At 67.2% G+C, this 16978-nt stretch carries 17 protein-coding genes; 11 read left to right on the top strand and 6 right to left on the bottom strand.

The window, feature by feature from the left end; translation table 11 throughout:
• Window positions 1-10: 10 nt before the first annotated feature.
• Both VG543_RS05440 and dkgB read right to left on the bottom strand, forming a co-directional pair.
• Complete coding sequence (locus VG543_RS05440; protein ID WP_423178005.1) at window positions 11-985, bottom strand: TIGR03571 family LLM class oxidoreductase; 975 nt, start codon at window positions 983-985, stop codon at window positions 11-13.
• An 11-nt stretch (window positions 986-996) separates the two neighbouring features.
• Entirely contained in the window at window positions 997-1800 is an 804-nt protein-coding gene (gene dkgB / locus VG543_RS05435) for a 2,5-didehydrogluconate reductase DkgB (protein WP_100445879.1), read from the bottom strand.
• Window positions 1801-1918: 118 nt separating this feature from the next.
• Here dkgB and VG543_RS05430 point away from each other — a divergent pair, with 118 nt between their 5' ends.
• Window positions 1919-2821, top strand: coding sequence for a LysR substrate-binding domain-containing protein (locus VG543_RS05430; protein WP_423178003.1), 903 nt, complete (start codon window positions 1919-1921; stop codon window positions 2819-2821).
• A 154-nt stretch (window positions 2822-2975) separates the two neighbouring features.
• Here VG543_RS05430 and VG543_RS05425 read toward each other — a convergent pair whose 3' ends face one another.
• The gene (locus VG543_RS05425; protein ID WP_423178002.1) at window positions 2976-3449 is read right to left on the bottom strand and encodes a MerC domain-containing protein; all 474 of its coding nucleotides are present in this window, start codon (window positions 3447-3449) and stop codon (window positions 2976-2978) included.
• Window positions 3450-3482: 33 nt separating this feature from the next.
• On the opposite strand from VG543_RS05425, the gene VG543_RS05420 reads away from it, so the two are divergent.
• From VG543_RS05420 to VG543_RS05385, 8 genes are all read left to right on the top strand, one after another.
• Window positions 3483-4016 carry a ZrgA family zinc uptake protein gene (locus VG543_RS05420; protein ID WP_134729095.1) on the top strand — a complete coding sequence of 178 codons (534 nt, stop codon included), beginning with the start codon at window positions 3483-3485 and terminating at the stop codon, window positions 4014-4016.
• Window positions 4013-4708: an ATP-binding cassette domain-containing protein gene (locus VG543_RS05415; RefSeq protein WP_423178000.1), complete on the top strand. Its 696-nt coding sequence runs from the start codon at window positions 4013-4015 to the stop codon at window positions 4706-4708. The genes VG543_RS05420 and VG543_RS05415 overlap by 4 nt, the downstream gene beginning before the upstream one ends.
• Window positions 4701-5954, top strand: a complete 1254-nt coding sequence (locus VG543_RS05410; RefSeq protein WP_423177999.1) for an ABC transporter permease — start codon at window positions 4701-4703, stop codon at window positions 5952-5954. The genes VG543_RS05415 and VG543_RS05410 overlap by 8 nt, the downstream gene beginning before the upstream one ends.
• A 2-nt stretch (window positions 5955-5956) precedes the next feature.
• Window positions 5957-6508 carry a DUF3299 domain-containing protein gene (locus VG543_RS05405; protein ID WP_111098515.1) on the top strand — a complete coding sequence of 184 codons (552 nt, stop codon included), beginning with the start codon at window positions 5957-5959 and terminating at the stop codon, window positions 6506-6508.
• The gene (locus VG543_RS05400; protein ID WP_155029624.1) at window positions 6498-7118 is read left to right on the top strand and encodes a DUF3299 domain-containing protein; all 621 of its coding nucleotides are present in this window, start codon (window positions 6498-6500) and stop codon (window positions 7116-7118) included. Before VG543_RS05405 ends, VG543_RS05400 begins: the two co-directional genes overlap by 11 nt.
• Window positions 7118-7864, top strand: coding sequence for a hypothetical protein (locus tag VG543_RS05395; RefSeq protein ID WP_423177996.1), 747 nt, complete (start codon window positions 7118-7120; stop codon window positions 7862-7864). The genes VG543_RS05400 and VG543_RS05395 overlap by 1 nt, the downstream gene beginning before the upstream one ends.
• A 150-nt stretch (window positions 7865-8014) precedes the next feature.
• Window positions 8015-9547, top strand: a complete 1533-nt coding sequence (locus tag VG543_RS05390) for an MFS transporter (protein ID WP_423177995.1) — start codon at window positions 8015-8017, stop codon at window positions 9545-9547.
• A 4-nt stretch (window positions 9548-9551) separates the two neighbouring features.
• The gene (locus tag VG543_RS05385) at window positions 9552-10115 is read left to right on the top strand and encodes a TetR/AcrR family transcriptional regulator (protein ID WP_019659818.1); all 564 of its coding nucleotides are present in this window, start codon (window positions 9552-9554) and stop codon (window positions 10113-10115) included.
• Between the two features lie 331 nt (window positions 10116-10446).
• On the opposite strand, the gene VG543_RS05380 is transcribed toward VG543_RS05385, so the two are convergent.
• Window positions 10447-11343 (bottom strand): AraC family transcriptional regulator, encoded by an 897-nt coding sequence (locus VG543_RS05380; RefSeq protein WP_312544728.1) that lies wholly within the window; start codon window positions 11341-11343, stop codon window positions 10447-10449.
• A 106-nt stretch (window positions 11344-11449) separates the two neighbouring features.
• Between VG543_RS05380 and VG543_RS05375 the strand changes: the two genes are divergently transcribed.
• On the top strand, window positions 11450-11986 hold the full coding sequence (locus VG543_RS05375) for a carboxymuconolactone decarboxylase family protein (protein ID WP_019659816.1): 537 nt from the start codon (window positions 11450-11452) through the stop codon (window positions 11984-11986).
• A gap of 39 nt (window positions 11987-12025) precedes the next feature.
• Here VG543_RS05375 and fdhD read toward each other — a convergent pair whose 3' ends face one another.
• A complete protein-coding gene (gene fdhD / locus VG543_RS05370) occupies window positions 12026-12874 on the bottom strand; it encodes a formate dehydrogenase accessory sulfurtransferase FdhD (RefSeq protein ID WP_423177994.1) in 849 nt (282 codons plus the stop codon).
• A gap of 244 nt (window positions 12875-13118) precedes the next feature.
• Here fdhD and VG543_RS05365 point away from each other — a divergent pair, with 244 nt between their 5' ends.
• Window positions 13119-15401: an FdhF/YdeP family oxidoreductase gene (locus VG543_RS05365; protein ID WP_423177993.1), complete on the top strand. Its 2283-nt coding sequence runs from the start codon at window positions 13119-13121 to the stop codon at window positions 15399-15401.
• 18 nt (window positions 15402-15419) lie between these two features.
• On the opposite strand, the gene VG543_RS05360 is transcribed toward VG543_RS05365, so the two are convergent.
• A complete protein-coding gene (locus VG543_RS05360; protein ID WP_423177991.1) occupies window positions 15420-16436 on the bottom strand; it encodes a DUF4034 domain-containing protein in 1017 nt (338 codons plus the stop codon).
• Window positions 16437-16978: the final 542 nt, after the last annotated feature.

The following is a 16978-nucleotide window of genomic DNA, read 5'->3' as shown; positions in this document are numbered from 1 at the left end:
CCGGTAACTGTCAGGCCGTCGCGGGGGCGGCAAGCGGGGCATGCGGCGCAGCGGCGTCGGCATGGGCCGGGAAGTGCGGCAGCACGTACTCGGCGATCTCGTGGAAGGTCTCGGCCAACGGCCGTTCGTTGCGGCGGAACTGCAGGCCGATGTGGTCGACACCGGCCGCCTGCATGGCGTGCAGCTCGGCCAGCAGGGCCTTGCGGCCGCCGCGCAGCCCAAAGCGCCAGCGCTGCAGCGGGGCATCGGCATCGGCCACCAGGTCCAGGTGGATGAAGCTGGCATACGGCTTGTTGCCGGCCACGGCGCGCCAGGCCGCCACGCGCTGCGCATGGTCCTGTGGCGTGCCCGGGTAGGCCAGGCAGCCATCCATGTGCTGGCCGATCCACGCCGGTTGCTGCTGGGCCAGGCCGGCCACGAACAACGGCAGGGCCGGGCCAACCGCAGGCAGCACGTCCAAGCCCTGCGGCAGGTGCGCGGCGGCGCCTTCGCGCAGCAATGCGATCTGCTCGCGGAAGCGGCTGCCCCGCGTGTCGAAATCGCGGCCGAACAGCGGGTACTCCACCGGGCGGTCGCCACTGGCTACGCCCAGCAGCAGGCGGTCTCCGCTCAGCCGCTGCACGCTGCGCGCCGACTTCACGGTCAGCAACGGCTCACGGATCGGCAGCACCACCGCACCGGTGCCCAGCAGGATGTCATAGGTGATGCCGGCCAGGTAGCCGAGGTAACTGAATACCTCGAACACCTGCGCCGCATCGCCGAAGGCTGGGTCGTACACCGGTACGTCGCGCACCCACAGCGCACGGAAGCCGAGGCGGTCGGCCAAGCGTGCCAGTTCTGCATGGCGCTGCAGGTCCGGTTCGCCGGGCAGGCGTCGCGCGGCGCGTCGTGCCTGTTCGCCCAGCGGCGTCCAGTCATTGTCCAGCGGTGCTTCGATGCCGATGCTGAAACCACCGGCCTGCAGCCGCGCCAACGCACTGCCCATGGCGAGGCTCCTCAGTCCCAGGCCGGGGCCAGGCCCGGCGGATCGACTTCGCGGCCGTTGCGGTCAAGCGCGGCGATCGCGGCCATGTCATCGGCATCCAGGCGCAGGTCCTGGGCGAGCAGGTTGCTGGCCAGGTTCTCGCGCTTGGTCGAGGACGGGATGACCGAGTAACCCCGCTGCAGCGCCCACGCCAGCGCAACCTGGGCCACGGTGGCCTGGTGCTTGCCGGCGATGGCGGCCAGCACCGGATCCTTCAGCACCTTGCCGTAGGCCAGGGTCATGTAGGAGGTCACGGTGATGCCCTGGTCCTGCAGGAAGGTGGTCAGTGCCGGGTTCTGCAGGTAGGGGCTCAGTTCGATCTGGTTGGTGGCGATCTCGCCGGCACCGACCACCTCGATGGCCTGCCGGGTCAGCTCGATGTTGAAGTTGGACACACCGATCTGGCGGGTCAGGCCCAGCGTCTTGGCGTCGGCCAGCGCGGTCATGGATTCGCGCAGTTCAACGCCATTGCCCGGCGCCGGCCAGTGGATCAGCAGCAGGTCGACATAGTCGGTGCGCAGCTTGGCCAGGCTGTCGCGCAGGCTCGGGATCAGCTTGTCGGCGGCGTAGTTGTCCACCCAGATCTTGGTGGTCAGGAACAGCTGGTCGCGTGGGACGCCGGATTCGGCGATGGCCTGGCCGACTTCGGCTTCGTTGCCATAGATCTGCGCGGTATCGATCGCACGGTAGCCGACCTCAAGGGCGTTGCGCACCGAGTCGATGACGGTCTGGCCGGTCAGGCGGAAGGTGCCGACGCCAAAGGAAGGAAGGCTCATGATGGACTCCAGGGACTTCGTTGAGAGCCGGTGGGCTCGGGACAGGGCGAAGTGTGGGCGCTTTACATTTGTTGATTAAGCTGTGTATACGGGAAGCGCTTTTGCGCCGAGGTAAAAAATGAAAACCACCCTGGATGAGCTGAAGGCCTTCGTGGCCGTGGTCGACAGTGGTTCGATCACGGCGGCGGCCGAGGCGCTGGAACTGACCATCTCGGCCACCAGCCGCACCCTGGCGCGGCTGGAAGACAAGCTGCAGACCACGCTGCTGCGGCGGACCACGCGGCGGCTGGAGCTGACCGAGGAAGGCGCGGCGTTCCTGGAGTACGCGCGCACGATCCTGGCCACGGTGGACGAGGCCGAGGAACAGATGGCCGCGCGGCGGCTGCAGCCGGTCGGGCGCCTGCGCGTGGACGCCGCCACGCCGTTCATGCTGCATGTGATCGTGCCGTTGCTGGAGGGCTTCCGCGAGCGCTACCCGCAGGTCGAGCTGGAGCTGAATTCCAACGAGGGCATCACCGACCTGATCGAGAAGCGCACCGACGTGGCGTTCCGCATCGGCGTGCTGCGCGATTCCACCCTGCATGCGCGGCCGATCGGCCACAGCCGCATCCGCGTCGTCGCCAGTCCCGAGTACCTGCGACGGCATGGCACGCCGACACGCGTGGAGCAGCTGCGCAAGCACGATCTGCTGGGATTTACCCAGCCCAGTTCATTGAACGAGTGGCCGCTGCACGATGCCGATGGCGGGCCTTTCGTGATCGCGCCGGCGATCGCTTCATCCAGTGGCGAGACGCTGCGGCAGATGGCGGTGGCCGGGCTGGGCATCGCCTGCCTGTCTGATTTCCTGACCCGCCAGGATCGGCGTGAGGGCCGCCTGGTGCAGCTGTTGGCCAAGCAGACGCAGGAGGTGCGGCAGCCGATCAATGCGGTGTACTACCGCAACACCGCGCTGGCCGCGCGCATCACGTGCTTCGTCGACCACGTGACGCAGACGCTGGGACAGCGACCGTTCGACGAATAGAGAAGGGTAGAGCCGGCCGCTGGCCGGCTTTCCCCACCTGCCGGATCACCGCAGCTGCCGGCCAGCGGCCTGGCACTACCGTTGGCTGCGTCGAGCGCATCGGTAGATCCACGCCATGCGTGGATGGCGTGTTCCAACCGACCTGCGGCCGGTGTTAGCGGTTGCGCAGCGCGCGCCGATTGCCGATGTGAGCGAACGCCAGCAGCGCGCCACCACTGGCTGTCACTACGCCATGCCAGAGCAGCGATTCCTTCAGCGGGAGATACAGAGAGGCCGACAGCAGCAGGATGGCGCCGGCGCAGGCCAGCTGCACAGGCCGCCAGCGCCGATGCCGGTGCACCCCGGCCGAGGTGCTCGCCAAGGCCAGCGAGGAGGCCAGCAGCGCGAACAGCCACTCCCAGCGCGACATCATCAGCAGCAATGTCATCGCGCCATGGCCGGGATGCTGGAACGAGCGCAGCGCCATCATCGCTGCCGGCACGAAGGCCAGCAGCAGGGGCAGGGCGATGCAGTGGGCGGCGCAGGCCAGGGACAGCCAGGCACCGGCAAGATCGAAGCGGGGGTGCCAGCGTGCCGAAGTTGGCGGCTGGGCCAGGGCCCTTGCGGGCGTCGTGGGGATATGGTCCATAATGTTACATAGTAACAATTGGAGACTCCCCCCATGAAGCTTCCTGCTGTTCTATTCCTGCTGCTGGCTGCCAGCGCCGCACAGGCCCATGACATCCGCCAGCACGCACCGCACGTGCATGGCCAGGCAACAGTGGATGTTGCGCTTGACCAGCAAACCCTGGAATTCGCCCTTCAGGCCCCCGGCATCGGCATCCTCGATTACGAGCGGCCGCCGGCCAATGCAGCCGAGCAGGCCGCGCTGGCACGGGCGACGTCATTGCTGAAGGGCGGCAACTGGGTCACCTTGCCCACCGCTGCAGAGTGCCGTCTGGCCACCGGTAAAGCCGATGCAGAGGGTTTCGACGCGACGGCCGCCGCGCCGCCGCCGGGACAGCACCGGCACGCAGGTTTCAGCGCAACGCTGCAGTACCACTGTGCCAAACCTGCCGAGCTGCGGGCGATCGTCGTGCGCTTGCCCGTGCTGTTCCCGGGCCTGCACGAAGTCATCGTCAACAGTGCAACCGCCAATGGCCAGAACCGCAGTGTGCTGACGCCCGACAACCTGCGCGTGGTGCTGGCACCGTGAGCGCGGCACCGGTGATCTCGCTGGAAGACGTGCAGTTCGGCTACGGCACGCGGCTGGTGCTGGACATCCCGCGGTTGTGGGTCGAGCAGGGCAGCAGCGTGTTGCTGCGCGGAATCAGCGGTGGCGGCAAAAGCACCCTGCTGGGCCTGCTGGCGGGCGTGCTGCTGCCCGGCAAGGGCCGTGTCGAGGTGGCCGGCCACGCACTGCAGGACGTGGGTGCTGCGGCGCGGGATCGTTTCCGTGCCGACCAGCTGGGCGTGATCTTCCAGCAGTTCAATCTGCTGCCGTTCCTCACCGTGCGCGACAACATCGCGCTGGGCCTGCGCTTCTCGCGCCTGCGCAGCGCACGCATCAGCGGGCCGCTGGATGCCGAGATCGCCCGCCTGCTGCAGGCCCTGCAGCTCAATCCTGAGCTGATGCAGCGGCGGGCGGGTACGCTCAGTGTTGGCCAGCAACAACGCGTGGCGGCAGCGCGCGCCCTGATCGGCCGTCCGACGTTGCTGCTGGCCGATGAGCCCACCTCGGCGCTCGACCGCGAAGCGGCGGCCGCCTTCCTGCAGCTGATGTCCGCGCAGTGCCAGGCGGCCGGCACCACGGTGCTGGTGGTCAGCCATGACGGCAGCCTGCAGCCGTTGTTCGACCGCACCATTTCACTGTCCGAGATCAACCAGGCAGGTGCCGGCCATGCTTGAGCTTGCCTGGGCCAGCCTGCGCAGCCGCGCGTTGAGCGTGGGCCTGACCGTGCTGGTCATCACCCTCAGCGTGGTGCTGCTGCTGGGCGTCGAGCGTGTACGCACGCAGGCGCACGAGGGGTTTGCCAGCACCGTATCGGGCACCGATCTGATCGTCGGTGCGCGCTCGGGACCTGTGAACCTGCTGCTGTACTCGGTGTTCCATATCGGCGACCCGACCAACAACGTGTCCTGGCAGTCCTACCAGGAGCTGTCTGCATTGCCGCAGGTGAAGTGGTCGGTGCCGCTGTCGCTGGGCGATTCCTGGCGCGGCTACCGGGTAGTGGGTACCACTGGCGGCTACTTTGAACACTATCGTTATGGTTCCGGCCACGCGCTGGCCTTTGCACAGGGGCGGCCCTTCGATGATCTGTATGACGCGGTGATCGGCGCGGAGGTGGCTCGCGAGCAGAAGGTCGGCCTCGGCGACGAGATCGTGCTGGCGCACGGCACCGGCGCGGTCACGCTGGCCACGCATGCCGACAAGCCGTTCCGCGTTGCCGGCATCCTGCAGCGCACCGGCACGCCGGTGGATTCGTCGCTGCTGGTCTCGCTGCCGGCCATCGAGGCGATCCATGTTGACTGGCGATCGGGCGTGCAGCTGCGCAGCCAGAGCGTCAGCGCCGAGCAGGCGCGCCACCTGGACCTGACCCCGACCAGCATCACCGCCTTCATGCTCGGCCTGAACTCGCGCATCTCCACGTTCTCGGTACAGCGCAGGATCAACGAGTATCCGGACGAGGCGATGCTGGCGATCCTGCCCGGCGTGACCCTGCAGCAGCTGTGGCAGTCACTGGGCACCGCCGAGCGGGCGTTGCAGCTGATCAGTGCGATGGTGGTACTGCTGGGCATGGCCTCGCTGGTGGCGCTGCTGGTCTCCACCCTGCAGGAGCGGCGGCGTGAGATGGCCATCCTGCGTGCCACCGGCGCGCGACCGGGTTACATCGCTGGCCTGCTGGTGGTGGAGGCGGTGGCGACCAGTGCGGTGGCGTGCGTGCTGGCCCTGTCGCTGCTGGTGGTCGCCAGCATTGCCGGGCGCGGCTGGGTACTGGCCACCTTCGGTCTGTCGATCACCCATGTCTGGCCGGATGGCCGTGAACTGGCATGGGCTGCGGGCGTGCTGCTGATCAGCGCCGTAGCCGGGCTGGTCCCGGCGTTGCTCGCTTACCGGCGCACCTTGGCCGATGGCCTTTCACCGGGAGGCTGAGCATGCGATGGATGCGGGTAGTGGCAATGGTGCTGGCGCTGGCCGCCTGTGAGCGGCCGGTGGATACCGGCGTACAGGCCTTGCCACCCTCGCCGGTCGTCGACCGCGATGACCCTGCAGGCGCTGTGGAGCAGGAGCTGGACTGGTTGCAGATGATGCCCAAGGACGAGCTGGCCGCGCTGGAGCGGGGCGAGGGCCCGGAGGTCGAGCACAACGGCAGCCGGCGCATGCCGCAGTTCGGTACCTTCCGCACGGTGGACACGGTCCTGCAGCGGCCGGTGCGCCTGCCGGGTTACGTGGTGCCACTGGCCAACGCGCAGGACGGGCGGCTGACCGAATTCCTGTTCGTGCCGTACTACGGCGCCTGCATCCACGTGCCACCACCGCCACCGAACCAGATCGTGCACGTAGTGCTGCCGCGCCCGATCGAGATGCCGGACATGTACTCACCGTTCTTCCTGGCAGGCACCCTGCGCGCCGAACGGTTGGATGACGATCTGGCCGGTTCGGCCTACACCATGCGTGACGCACAGCTGAGGCCCTATGAACCGTAGTCACCTGTTGCTGGCGGTGGGATGCCTGTGGTTGGCAGGCTGTACGGCGCCGGGCGGCGATGCCGTGGTGGTCACGCCGCAGGACAAGCCGGCGCCCTCCGCCACGGCCGAAGCCCCCATCGACCGTTGGGACGCGTTGCGACCCGACGAAGTGACCTACCAGCGCCCACCCCCCCAGATCGGCCTGTCACGCAATGGCATGGAGGGCGTGGGTGGCCTGATCGACGACACCGGCTCGGGCACGCCACCGGGGCTGGAGATCGACCATTCCAGCCCGGACCGGGCCAAGCAGTTCGGCTCCTCGCGCGTGGTCGACGCTGTCGACGGTCGCGCGGTGGATCTGGATGGCTACGTGGTGCCGCTCGGCACCAACGATGCCGGCCTGGTCGATGAACTGCTGTTCGTGCCGTTCTACGGCGCGTGCATCCATGTGCCGCCGCCGCCACCCAACCAGATCATCCACGTGACCCTGGCGACACCGATCGCGCTGGGCGATCTGTGGGATCCGTACCGGCTTGCCGGCCGCCTGCAGGTGAAGCGTTTCGACGCGGACATCGCCAGCGCGTCCTACGATGCCGCGGCAGCCACGCTGACGGCGATCCGCAACTGATGCGCAGGCGATGGCTCATGGCTACCGCGGTGCTGCTGGGCGCGGTGGTGCTGCTGGTGTGGTGGCAGCGGCAGCGCGCCCCCATCGCGCCACCGGCGGTCGCGTTTCCGGCGCCTTCTTCCGACGCCAGCCAACGCATCGAACAGCGTCTGGGTGATGACCCCGCGTTTCGCAACGACGTGCTCTTCCTGCTCGCAGCAACATTACGCGACCGCTGCCAGCCGGCGCAGGCGGGGCTGCTGGCACGCATGGCCAATCGTGCATCGCTGCCGGTGCTGGCGGCAGTCAGCGCGGTGACCCAGCAGGACCCATCGCTGGACCGGCCGATCTACCAGTACATCCAGCACCGCGCCGATGCGACGCCGTGCGGGCAGCCGCTGCAGATGCCGTTGGCCGGTGGGCGCAGCATGGCCGTGGACATCGAACAGTATGCGCGCACGTTTCCGGACAGCTACTTCGACCCGCAACGCAGCAGCGAACCGCGGGATTTTGGTGGACTGTCGCTGCAGCAGCGTGCCGGCAACGCCTGCAACAGCGTGGTGTATTCGGTGCTGCCGCTGGGTGGCGCCGACTGGCGGTGCAGCAGCCTGCGCGCGAATGCCCGTGCGCGGGTGCGCGGCCTGTGCGAGGACGAGCTGCGGCGCCAGCATGGGGGAACTGGCGGGGAACTGGACATGGCCGTGGGGAAGGGCATGCAGGCGGCGGTGGTATCGGCGATTGCCGCACTGCCGGAAGATTGCCGGTGATGATCCCTGACACCGGGCACGACCCGGCATGAGGGGCACGACAACATGAACATTGCCCGGGCCCCAATCTGAATTGGTGGTGCTGTTTGATAACTATACAGGACATCCTGTATAGTTATGGCCGTATTCCACCCCCGATCAGGTTCTCCCATGGCTTTGTCCCAGCCCTTGGCCGGTGCGCCGGCCCTGTCGCGTGCCCGTCGCTGGGCACTGTTGTTCACCGTCGCCGCTGGCCTGCTGCTGGTCACGCTCGACAACTCCGTGCTCTACACCGCGCTGCCCACCCTGACCGAGGAACTCTCGGCCAGTGCCGGCCAAGCGCTGTGGATCATCAACGCCTATCCGCTGGTGATGGCCGGCCTGCTGCTGGGTGCGGGCACGCTGGGCGACCGCATCGGTCACCGGCGCATGTTCCTGATCGGCCTGGTGATGTTCGGCGTCGCCTCGCTGGCAGCGGCGTTCGCCGACAGCGCAGCGCAGCTGATTGCCGCACGCGCGTTCCTGGCGGTCGGTGCCGCAGCGATGATGCCGGCCACGTTGGCGCTGATCGGCCTGAGCTTCCACGAAGAGCGCGAACGCAACATCGCCATCGCGATCTGGGGTTCGGTGGCCATCGTCGGCGCGGCGCTCGGACCGATCATTGGCGGCTGGCTGCTGCAGCACTTCTGGTGGGGCTCGGTGTTCCTGATCAACGTGCCGGTGGTGGTGGTCGCGTTCGTGGCCACGCTGTTGCTGGCGCCGGAAGGACGGCGCGACACCTCGCGGCCATGGGACCTGGTGTCGTCAGTGCTGGCATTGGCTGCACTGTCCGGCCTGGTGCTGGCGATCAAGTCGCTGATCGCCACGCCGCCCTCCTATGCGCTGGGCGCAGGCGCGCTGGTGTTGGCCGTCATCAGCGGTGCGGCGTTCGCGCGCCGCCAGCAGCAGCTGCCGTACCCGCTGCTGGACTTTGCGATCTTCCGTAATCCGGCGTTCCTGGCCGGCACGCTGTCGGCGGTGTTCACCCTGTTCGCGATGGCCGGCCTGCAGTTGGTCACCACGCAGCGCTTCCAGCTGGTGGCAGGTTTCACGCCGCTGCAGGCGGGCCTGCTGGTGTCGGTGGCGGCACTGGGCAGCCTGCCCAGTGCGCTGCTCGGCGGCAGCATCCTGCACCGGGTTGGCCTGCGCCCGCTGATCTGTGGTGGCCTGGCCGGAGGTGCACTGGGCGTCGGCGTGGTGGCGTTCGGTTTCCCGCACGGCCTTGGTTGGGTGGTGGCTGGCATGGCCATCACCGGCTTCGGTATGGGTTCGGCCATCTCGGTGGCGTCCACCGCCATCCTCAACAACGTGCCGGCGCACCGTGCGGGCATGGCCTCGTCGGTGGAAGAAGTGTCCTATGAGTTCGGTGGCCTGCTGGCGGTGGCGATGCTGGGCAGCCTGAGTGCCGCAATGTACAGCGCGTTCCTGCCGGTCTCGGCCGATATGCCCGCGCTTGCCCGCGAGGGTTTCACCCAGGCGCTGCATGCCGCGCGCGAGAGCGGGCAGGGCGAGTGGTTCGCACAGGCTGCGGCCGCGTATGACCGTGGCTACCAGATCGTGCTGCTGGTGATCACGGCGGTGCTGGCGCTGGGTGCGGCGATCATCGCGCGCCTGCTGCGCGGCCGCGTCGGCAGCCGCGAGGGCGCGGCCGATCGCGTAAAATGAAGCGATGAGAACCAGCAAGCGCGATCGCATCCTCGACGCCGCCGTCAACGTGATCAATCGTGACGGCGTGCGCGCGGTGACCTTCGAGTCGGTGGCGGCCGAGGCCCAGCTGACACGTGGTGGCCTGCTGTATCACTTCCCGTCGCGCGAGGCGCTGCTGCGGGGGATCGACGAACACCTGGTACAGGCCTGGGAGACGTCGATGGAAGCATTGCTGGGCAAGACCGCCGAGCAGGCCACTGCGTTGGAGCGTTACCAGACCTTCGTGCGCGTGTCAGCCCAGAGCGCCACCCGTGCCGAGCTGATGTTCATGCTCGAATCGGCCGACCCGGACGCCGAAGAGCGCCCGTGGGGACCGGCGGTGCGTCGCTGGGCACCGCTGCCGCCGGAGGCGGGTACAGCGGAAGACAGCGCAGCGCTCGACAATTTCGTGGCGCGGCTGGCCGCCGATGGCCTGTGGATCTACGAGGCGATGTACCAGGGCCAGCTGGATGCAGGCGTGCGCGCCCGTGTTGCCGAGCGCATCGCCGGGCTGTTGGCGAAGTCTGACGGATCACCGCACTTGTAGAGTCGACTGTCAGTCGACTGCTCTTCGCTCAGACAACGAAACCCCGCGCTTCGCGCGATAGTCGACTGACAGTCGACTCTACCGCTCGCGCGTCTGCCCAGCCTGGCCCCCAGCCGCTTGCGGAACGCCTTCGACAGCGAGAATGACGGAACGTCCAGTTGAGCGGCCCGCCGGCGCGCAGACATCGCCCGTGGTAGAGCCGACCGCTGGTCGGCTGCCCTTCGGTCAGGCCACGAAAATGCGCTTCGGTAGAGTCGACTGTCAGTCGACTGCCCTTCGGTCAGACAACGAAAACCCCGCGCTTCGCGCGCTAGTCGACTGACAGTCGACTCTACCGCTCGCGCGTCTGCCCAGCCTGCGCGGCGCCCGCGGCCAGCCACGCCCTCGGCGATACCCCCAATCGCTTGCGGAACGCCTTCGACAGCGAGGCGGTATCGGCAAACCCCACCTCGATCGCCACCTGCTTGACCGCCACGCCTGCCCGCAGCTGCGCGCAGGCCAGGCTCAGCCGCCAGTCCAACAGGTAGCTGGCTGGCGTTGCCTGCATCACGTCCTTGAACACGGCCGCGAACGCGCTGCGCGACATGCCGGCGGTCGCGGCCATGCGCGGCAGCGTCCATTCGTCCTGCGGTGCCTGGTGCATCGCCACCAGCGTGCGTGCCAGCCGCGCATCGGACAGCCCCCGCATCAACCCGTGGCTGACGCCGGCTGCATCCGGGTGGTCGACCACCCAGCGCAGGATCTGGATCAGCGCCACCTCGAACAGGCGGTTGGTCAGCAGCCGTGACCCGCAGCGCTGGCGATCGGCTTCGGCGAACAGCAGCTGCAGGGTGTCATCCAGTTCGGTGATCGCGGCCAGCGGCACCACCATCACCGGTGGCAGCGACTGCACGATCGGATTGCGCGCGCCACCATCGAAATCCAGCGTGGCACAGGTGAAATCCGGGCCATCCAGCGGCGCGTTGAAGAACACATGGTGCAGCGGCTGCGGATACAGCAGGAGGCTGGGTGTATCGATCTTCAACCGGGGCAGCGTGCTATCGCCCCCAGGATGACGGACTTCCATCTCACCCTGGCGCAGGATGTGCAGGAACGCACGACCGGGCTGCGGCTCGAAGACATGCTGCCCGCACAGCGGGCCACTGTGGAACAGGGCCGCCTGCACCCGGAAACGTTCCAGCAGAGAGGAGAGTCGATCTGGCGCAGGGGTGGCGGCGCGCATGCTCATGGACGTATGGACAACATATGTGGCGCATTGAGGATGTTGCGTCCAGGGAGTCTACCTAGGATGAGCGGGTCGTCCAATCCCGGGCGCTTTCCCAAGGAGATCCACCATGTCCCGTGTCCCCCTGATCGATGCCGCCAACACCACCGCCGACCGCCAGGCCCTGCTGGGCCAGGTCCACGCTGCCTTCGGCGCCACCCCGGCCATGTTCCGCGCCGTGGCCAACTCGCCGGCTGCCCTGCAGAGCATGTGGGGTTCGTTCGGCGCGCTGGGCGGCGGTCGCCTGTCGCCGCTGCTGGGCGAGCAGATCGCCGTGGCCATCGCCAACCGCAACGCCTGCGAGTACTGCCTGGCCGCGCACACGGCATTGGGCCGCAAGGCCGGCGCCAGCAGCGAGCAGATGGCTGCCGCGCAGATCGGCCAGTCCAGCGACCCGGCCACTGCGGCGGCGCTCGACTTCGCGTTGAAGGTGGTCGAGCAGCGTGCGCAGATCGCCGACGGCGACGTGCAGGCGCTGCGCGCGGCTGGCTTCGATGATGAGCAGGTCGTCGAGATCCTCGCGCATGTGGCGCTCAACCTGTTCACCAACTACGTCAACGTGGCGTTCGACGTGCCGGTGGACTTCCCGAAGGTCGCGCTGCGCTGAGGTGTACCGGGCCGGGGGACGCGGTGCTCCCGGCCATCCTCAGCGGGCGTGGCCGTCGTGCGCCTGCAGCCGCTCCGGATGGGTATACACATTGAACCCGCTTTCCCGCGCGAACCCGACCAGGCACAGGCCGGCGCTGCGGGCCAGATCGATCGCCAGCGCGGTCGGCGCGGACACCGCCGCCAGCACGCTGGCGCCGGCGCGCACTGCCTTGCTGACCATCTCGTAGCTGGCCCGGCTGGAAATCACCAGCAGGCCGCCTTCGATGGCGTGTTCGTTGTGGTGCAGGGCACCGATCAGCTTGTCCAGTGCATTGTGGCGGCCCACGTCCTCGCGTACCCAGCCGATGCGCCCACTCGCGTCGGCCCAGGCCGCGGCGTGGATCGAGCCGCTTGCCGCATTCATCGGCTGGTGCTGCGCCAGGCTGGCCAACGCCCGCTGCAGGGCGGTGGCGGTATAGCTGCGGCGCTCGCGGATCTGCGGCAGTGGGCGCAGCACTTCTTCCAGCTGGCGCGTGCCGCACAGGCCACAGCCACCACGGCCGGGCAGCAGGCGCCCCTTGTCGGGGTCGAGGTTTGCGCCGGGCGCAGCCTCGTCCACGGTCATCTGCAGCTCGATGCCTTCCAGCTGTGGGTGGATATCGATCGACAGCAGCTGCGAGGGCGCGCTGATCAGGCCTTCGCTGAGCGAAAATCCGAGTGCGAAGTCCTCCAGATCACAGGGTGTGGCCATCATCACGGCAAAGGCGGCATCGTTGTAGCGCAGCGCCACCGGCACTTCCTCGGCCACTACGTCGACCTGCTGCTGTTGCGTGCCGCCGCGCCATCGCTGCAACCGGCGTTGGGCGGTGCCGGCAGGCGGGGTGTGCGGCGGGATCGAATCAGGCATGCAGCGCGTCCGGACAAGGGAGAAACGCGGGCGGGCCACCGCCTGCGGTTTTGAGGATAGCGCAGTGGTCGCGCGCAGACGCGGCTGTAACCGCTGCCATGGCAGGTTGTGCTGAAATCAGGCTGTGCCCTCTGGCGAAGCGCCGTGGGCCGTGCTTGACTGTGCGGCTGGTCGTGCCACTGAATGCACCGCCGGACCGCGTTGTGCCGTTCGTTGTTGCGTTCCTTCCGCCAGGTTCCCGAACATGTCCGAGCAGAAACCGCCGCGCTACAAGCCCTACAACCAGCCCGCCGGAGGCTGGGGTGCCGCTGGTGCCACCGCCAAGGTGCTGCTGCAGCAGAGTGTGATCGGCAAGGGGTCGAAGGCGCTGCTGGCGATGAACCAGCCCGGTGGCTTCAAGTGCCCCAGCTGTGCGTTCCCCGATGCCGACGAACGCAGGAAGCTGGAGTTCTGCGAGAACGGCGCGAAGGCACTGGCCTGGGAAGCCACGCAGTTCCGTGCCGGTCGTGAGCTGTTCGCCCGGCACACCGTGACCGAGCTGATGGCGCAGACCGACTACTGGCTGGAGATGCAGGGGCGGCTGACAGAGCCGATGCGCTACGACGCTGCGACCGATCACTATGTGCCGTGCAGCTGGGACGATGCCTTCGCACTGATCGGCCGTCACCTGCGGGCACTGGACAGTCCTCACCAGGCCGAGTTCTACACCTCCGGGCGCACGCCCAACGAAGCGGCGTTCCTGTATTCGATCTTCGTGCGCGAGTTCGGCACCAATAATTTCCCGGACTGCTCGAACATGTGCCACGAGCCGACCAGCCGCGGGCTGCCGCCGGCCATCGGGGTGGGCAAGGGCACCATCGTGCTGCAGGATTTCGATCACGCCGAGGCCATCTTCGTGATTGGCCAGAACACCGGCACCAATTCGCCGCGGATGATGAGCAACCTGGTGGAGGCACGCAAACGCGGCATCCCGATCGTGGCGGTCAACCCGATGCCCGAGCGCGCGCTGATCCGCTTCGCAGAACCGCAGGACGTGGTGCAGATGGCCACGTTCGGTTCGACAGAGATCAGCAGCGAGTTCGTGCACATCCGCATCGGCGGCGACCTGGCCCTGATCAAGGGCATGATGAAGGTGATGTTCGAGCGCGAGGCGCAGGGTGAGCGTGTGCTCGACCATGCATTCCTCGCCGAACACACGGTGGGCCTGGAGGCGCTGCGCGACGACGTGATGGCGCAGGACTGGGATCAGATCGTGCAGGTGTCCGGCATTTCGCAGGCGCAGATCCGTCGCTGTGCGGAGATCTACATCCGCTCCAATGCCACCGTGATCTGCTACGGCATGGGGCTGACCCAGCACCAGTACGGCTCGCGCCTGCTGCAGCAGGTCGCCAACCTGCTGTTGCTGCGTGGCAACTTCGGCAAGCCCGGTGCTGGCATCGGGCCGATCCGGGGCCATTCCAATGTGCAGGGCGACCGCACTGTCGGCATCGATGAAAAGCCGAAGCCGGCCTACCTGGACCGCGTGCAGGAGGTATTCGGCTTCGACCCGCCGCGCGAGCATGGCCATCACGTGGTCGAGTCGATCGAGGCGATGCTGGATGGCAGTGCCAAGGTGTTCATCGGCCTGGGTGGCAACTTCATTCATGCGGTGCCTGATACACCGCGCGCGTACGAGGCAATGCGCGGCCTGGACCTGACCGTGGGCATCGCTACCAAGCTCAACCGTGGGCATCTTGTTCATGGCCGCGATGCGCTGATCCTGCCGGTGGTGGCGCGCTCGGAGCGCATCGTCACGCCGGCCGGCGAGCAGTTCATCACCATTGAAGACGCGATGTCCAATGTGACCGCCTCGCGGGGCGTACTCGAGCCGGTCAGCCCCGATGTGTTGCCCGAGGTCGAGATCGTCTGTCGCATGGCGATGGCCACGCTGCCACGGAGCAGGGTCGACTGGGCAGGCTGCATGCACGACTACGCACACATCCGTGAGTTGATCGCGGCCGTGTACCCGGAGATCTACACCGGCTTCAACCAGCGCATCCAGCAGACGCACGGCTTCCATCTGGATATCCCGCCGCGTCGCCGCGTCTGGCCCACGCCCAATGGCAAGGCCAACATCCTGGTGATGCCTGGCCTGGACGTGGATGATCCGGTTCACGACCCCGACATGCTGCGGCTGGCCACCGTGCGCTCACACGATCAGTACAACACCACCATCTACAGCTACAACGATCGCTATCGCGGCGTGTACAACGATCGCATGGTGCTGTTCATGAACATCGAGGACCGGCTGGCGCGCGGGCTGCGGAAGGAGGCGCTGGTCAGCCTGGAGACGATCAGCAGTGATGGCGTGCAGCGACGCATTGAAGGCTTGACCGTGCTCGATTACCCGATGCCGCGCGGCGCGCTGGCCGGCTACTACCCCGAACTGAACCCGTTGCTGCCGCTGGATTACCACGACCGGATCAGCGGCACCCCCGCAGCCAAGTCGATCCCGGTGCGGATGCGGGCGATGCCGGCGGTCACCTAGCAGTGGATCAATCCAGTCCTATGGGCTTCCGGCATGTGGATTGGGTTCATCCAGCGCAAAGGAGCAACGGAAATAGTTGGCGGTATCCCGCCAGGCGCCAACGATCGGTTCCTGGATCTGCGCCAGCAGTTCACGGGCCTTGACGGGATCGTTGGCCTGGCAGGCGAAGTACGCGAATGATTGCAGGTTCCATGGCGAGGGATAACGTGACAGCACGTCTTCGAAGCCGCGTTTCATGGTCGGCCAGTTCACTTTCGACTCGGTGAACAAACGGTCCTCGTACTCCCGCTGCGAGGCGACCCAGTAGATACGGGCGTACAGCATGTATTGGTCCTGCGGTGGGGCCGCAGTCATGACCCTGCGTGCATAGGCTTCCAGGCCAGCCGGATCGCCGCCCCACTTCGGAGCGAAATAGCGCACGGCAGCAAAGTAGAGCGGGAAGTAGCTTGGATGGCGCGCGATGCCTTCGTCATGCAATGCGAAGAAGCGGTCTGCATCCCAACTCTGTTCGATTGCCCGGTGTTCCATCGACTCGTACCAGTACGGGTCCGTGCTGGCGATGTCCTTGTACTTCAGCAGGTAGTCAACGGCCTGCTGCTGCAGCGCCTTGAACGGAGCCCAGTCCTCTTCCTTCACCGTATTTGCATAGCCGGGGCCGCGGATGCTCCATCCCTGGTGGCTGAGCATCTCAGCCATGGCCAGGCGCGCCGACGGCGACCTGGGGTAGCGCGAGATCCATGCCTGCACGAGTTTCTCGCGACCCTGCCAATAGGCCGGGTCACGGTTGCTCATGCTGAAGGCATAGCCGATGCCAACGTAGTACGCCGAGAGCTTCCAGACACCGCTGCTGAAGTAGCGATCCGTATCCCGGTAACGACTGGCGAGTTGCTCCAGTCTGGCGAAATCCTGCTTCTCCAGCAGTTGCTTTGCCTGCCGGGAGACTTCGGCGCGTTCGCTTGCTTCATCTTCACCGGATGCACCGGCGTGGGCGATGGTCGCGCACGACAACAGCAGCACCACAAGCAGTGTTCGCATGAATCCATTCATGAAGGGAACTCCGTGTCGGGGACAGGGGCAGGGGCGTGGCAATGCAGGGTGGCACGATTGCCATCTCGCCATAGCAAGGGGCGTCGCGCAAGTCGGCCGCGTGGTTGTCAAGCTGTCAGGGTCGTTGCCAGCCCACTGAGGGTGCCTGCATCGGCTATCATCGGCGTGTGAACCTGCCTGGCCTGCTGCTGCGTTGGATGTTGCTTGTCGCCCTGGTGCTGAATGCACCGGCGCTGGCGCTCGCTGCGTTTTCGTACAGTGGCCCGCCCAGCCAGGAGCATTGCGCTGCACCGCACTCAGCCGCGATGGCTGCGGCCGGCTGTTGCGATGATGCGGTCCCGGCGGTCTGCCAGAGTGGTGAGTGCGAATGCCCGCCGGCCTGTCTTGGCATGCTGGCGACATTGAACGGAACACCGGCCTCGCCTTGGCGCGAGGCGCCTGTTCCGGCCAATACCCAGCAACGCGCGCCGCCGCCGATACTCGACCCGCTGCGGCCCCCCATCGCGTGATTTCCTGCAGGCCTTGCGCGC

It is taken from the genome of Stenotrophomonas sp. CASM101 (genome assembly GCF_049384845.1).
GTDB classification, from domain to species: Bacteria; Pseudomonadota; Gammaproteobacteria; order Xanthomonadales; family Xanthomonadaceae; genus Stenotrophomonas; species Stenotrophomonas hibiscicola.
Note: the sequence above shows the minus strand (reverse complement) of the source record. Positions and strands in the feature narration are given on the sequence as shown.

Coding starts and splice junctions, on each gene's coding strand:
- VG543_RS05440 (WP_423178005.1), bottom strand. CDS start 985: ATGGGCAGTGCGTTGGCGCGGCTGCAGGCCGGTGGTTTCAGCATCGGC.
- dkgB (WP_100445879.1), bottom strand. CDS start 1,800: ATGAGCCTTCCTTCCTTTGGCGTCGGCACCTTCCGCCTGACCGGCCAG.
- VG543_RS05430 (WP_423178003.1), top strand. CDS start 1,919: ATGAAAACCACCCTGGATGAGCTGAAGGCCTTCGTGGCCGTGGTCGAC.
- VG543_RS05425 (WP_423178002.1), bottom strand. CDS start 3,449: ATGGACCATATCCCCACGACGCCCGCAAGGGCCCTGGCCCAGCCGCCA.
- VG543_RS05420 (WP_134729095.1), top strand. CDS start 3,483: ATGAAGCTTCCTGCTGTTCTATTCCTGCTGCTGGCTGCCAGCGCCGCA.
- VG543_RS05410 (WP_423177999.1), top strand. CDS start 4,701: ATGCTTGAGCTTGCCTGGGCCAGCCTGCGCAGCCGCGCGTTGAGCGTG.
- VG543_RS05405 (WP_111098515.1), top strand. CDS start 5,957: ATGCGATGGATGCGGGTAGTGGCAATGGTGCTGGCGCTGGCCGCCTGT.
- VG543_RS05400 (WP_155029624.1), top strand. CDS start 6,498: ATGAACCGTAGTCACCTGTTGCTGGCGGTGGGATGCCTGTGGTTGGCA.
- VG543_RS05395 (WP_423177996.1), top strand. CDS start 7,118: ATGCGCAGGCGATGGCTCATGGCTACCGCGGTGCTGCTGGGCGCGGTG.
- VG543_RS05390 (WP_423177995.1), top strand. CDS start 8,015: ATGGCTTTGTCCCAGCCCTTGGCCGGTGCGCCGGCCCTGTCGCGTGCC.
- VG543_RS05385 (WP_019659818.1), top strand. CDS start 9,552: ATGAGAACCAGCAAGCGCGATCGCATCCTCGACGCCGCCGTCAACGTG.
- VG543_RS05380 (WP_312544728.1), bottom strand. CDS start 11,343: ATGAGCATGCGCGCCGCCACCCCTGCGCCAGATCGACTCTCCTCTCTG.
- VG543_RS05375 (WP_019659816.1), top strand. CDS start 11,450: ATGTCCCGTGTCCCCCTGATCGATGCCGCCAACACCACCGCCGACCGC.
- fdhD (WP_423177994.1), bottom strand. CDS start 12,874: ATGCCTGATTCGATCCCGCCGCACACCCCGCCTGCCGGCACCGCCCAA.
- VG543_RS05365 (WP_423177993.1), top strand. CDS start 13,119: ATGTCCGAGCAGAAACCGCCGCGCTACAAGCCCTACAACCAGCCCGCC.
- VG543_RS05360 (WP_423177991.1), bottom strand. CDS start 16,436: ATGCGAACACTGCTTGTGGTGCTGCTGTTGTCGTGCGCGACCATCGCC.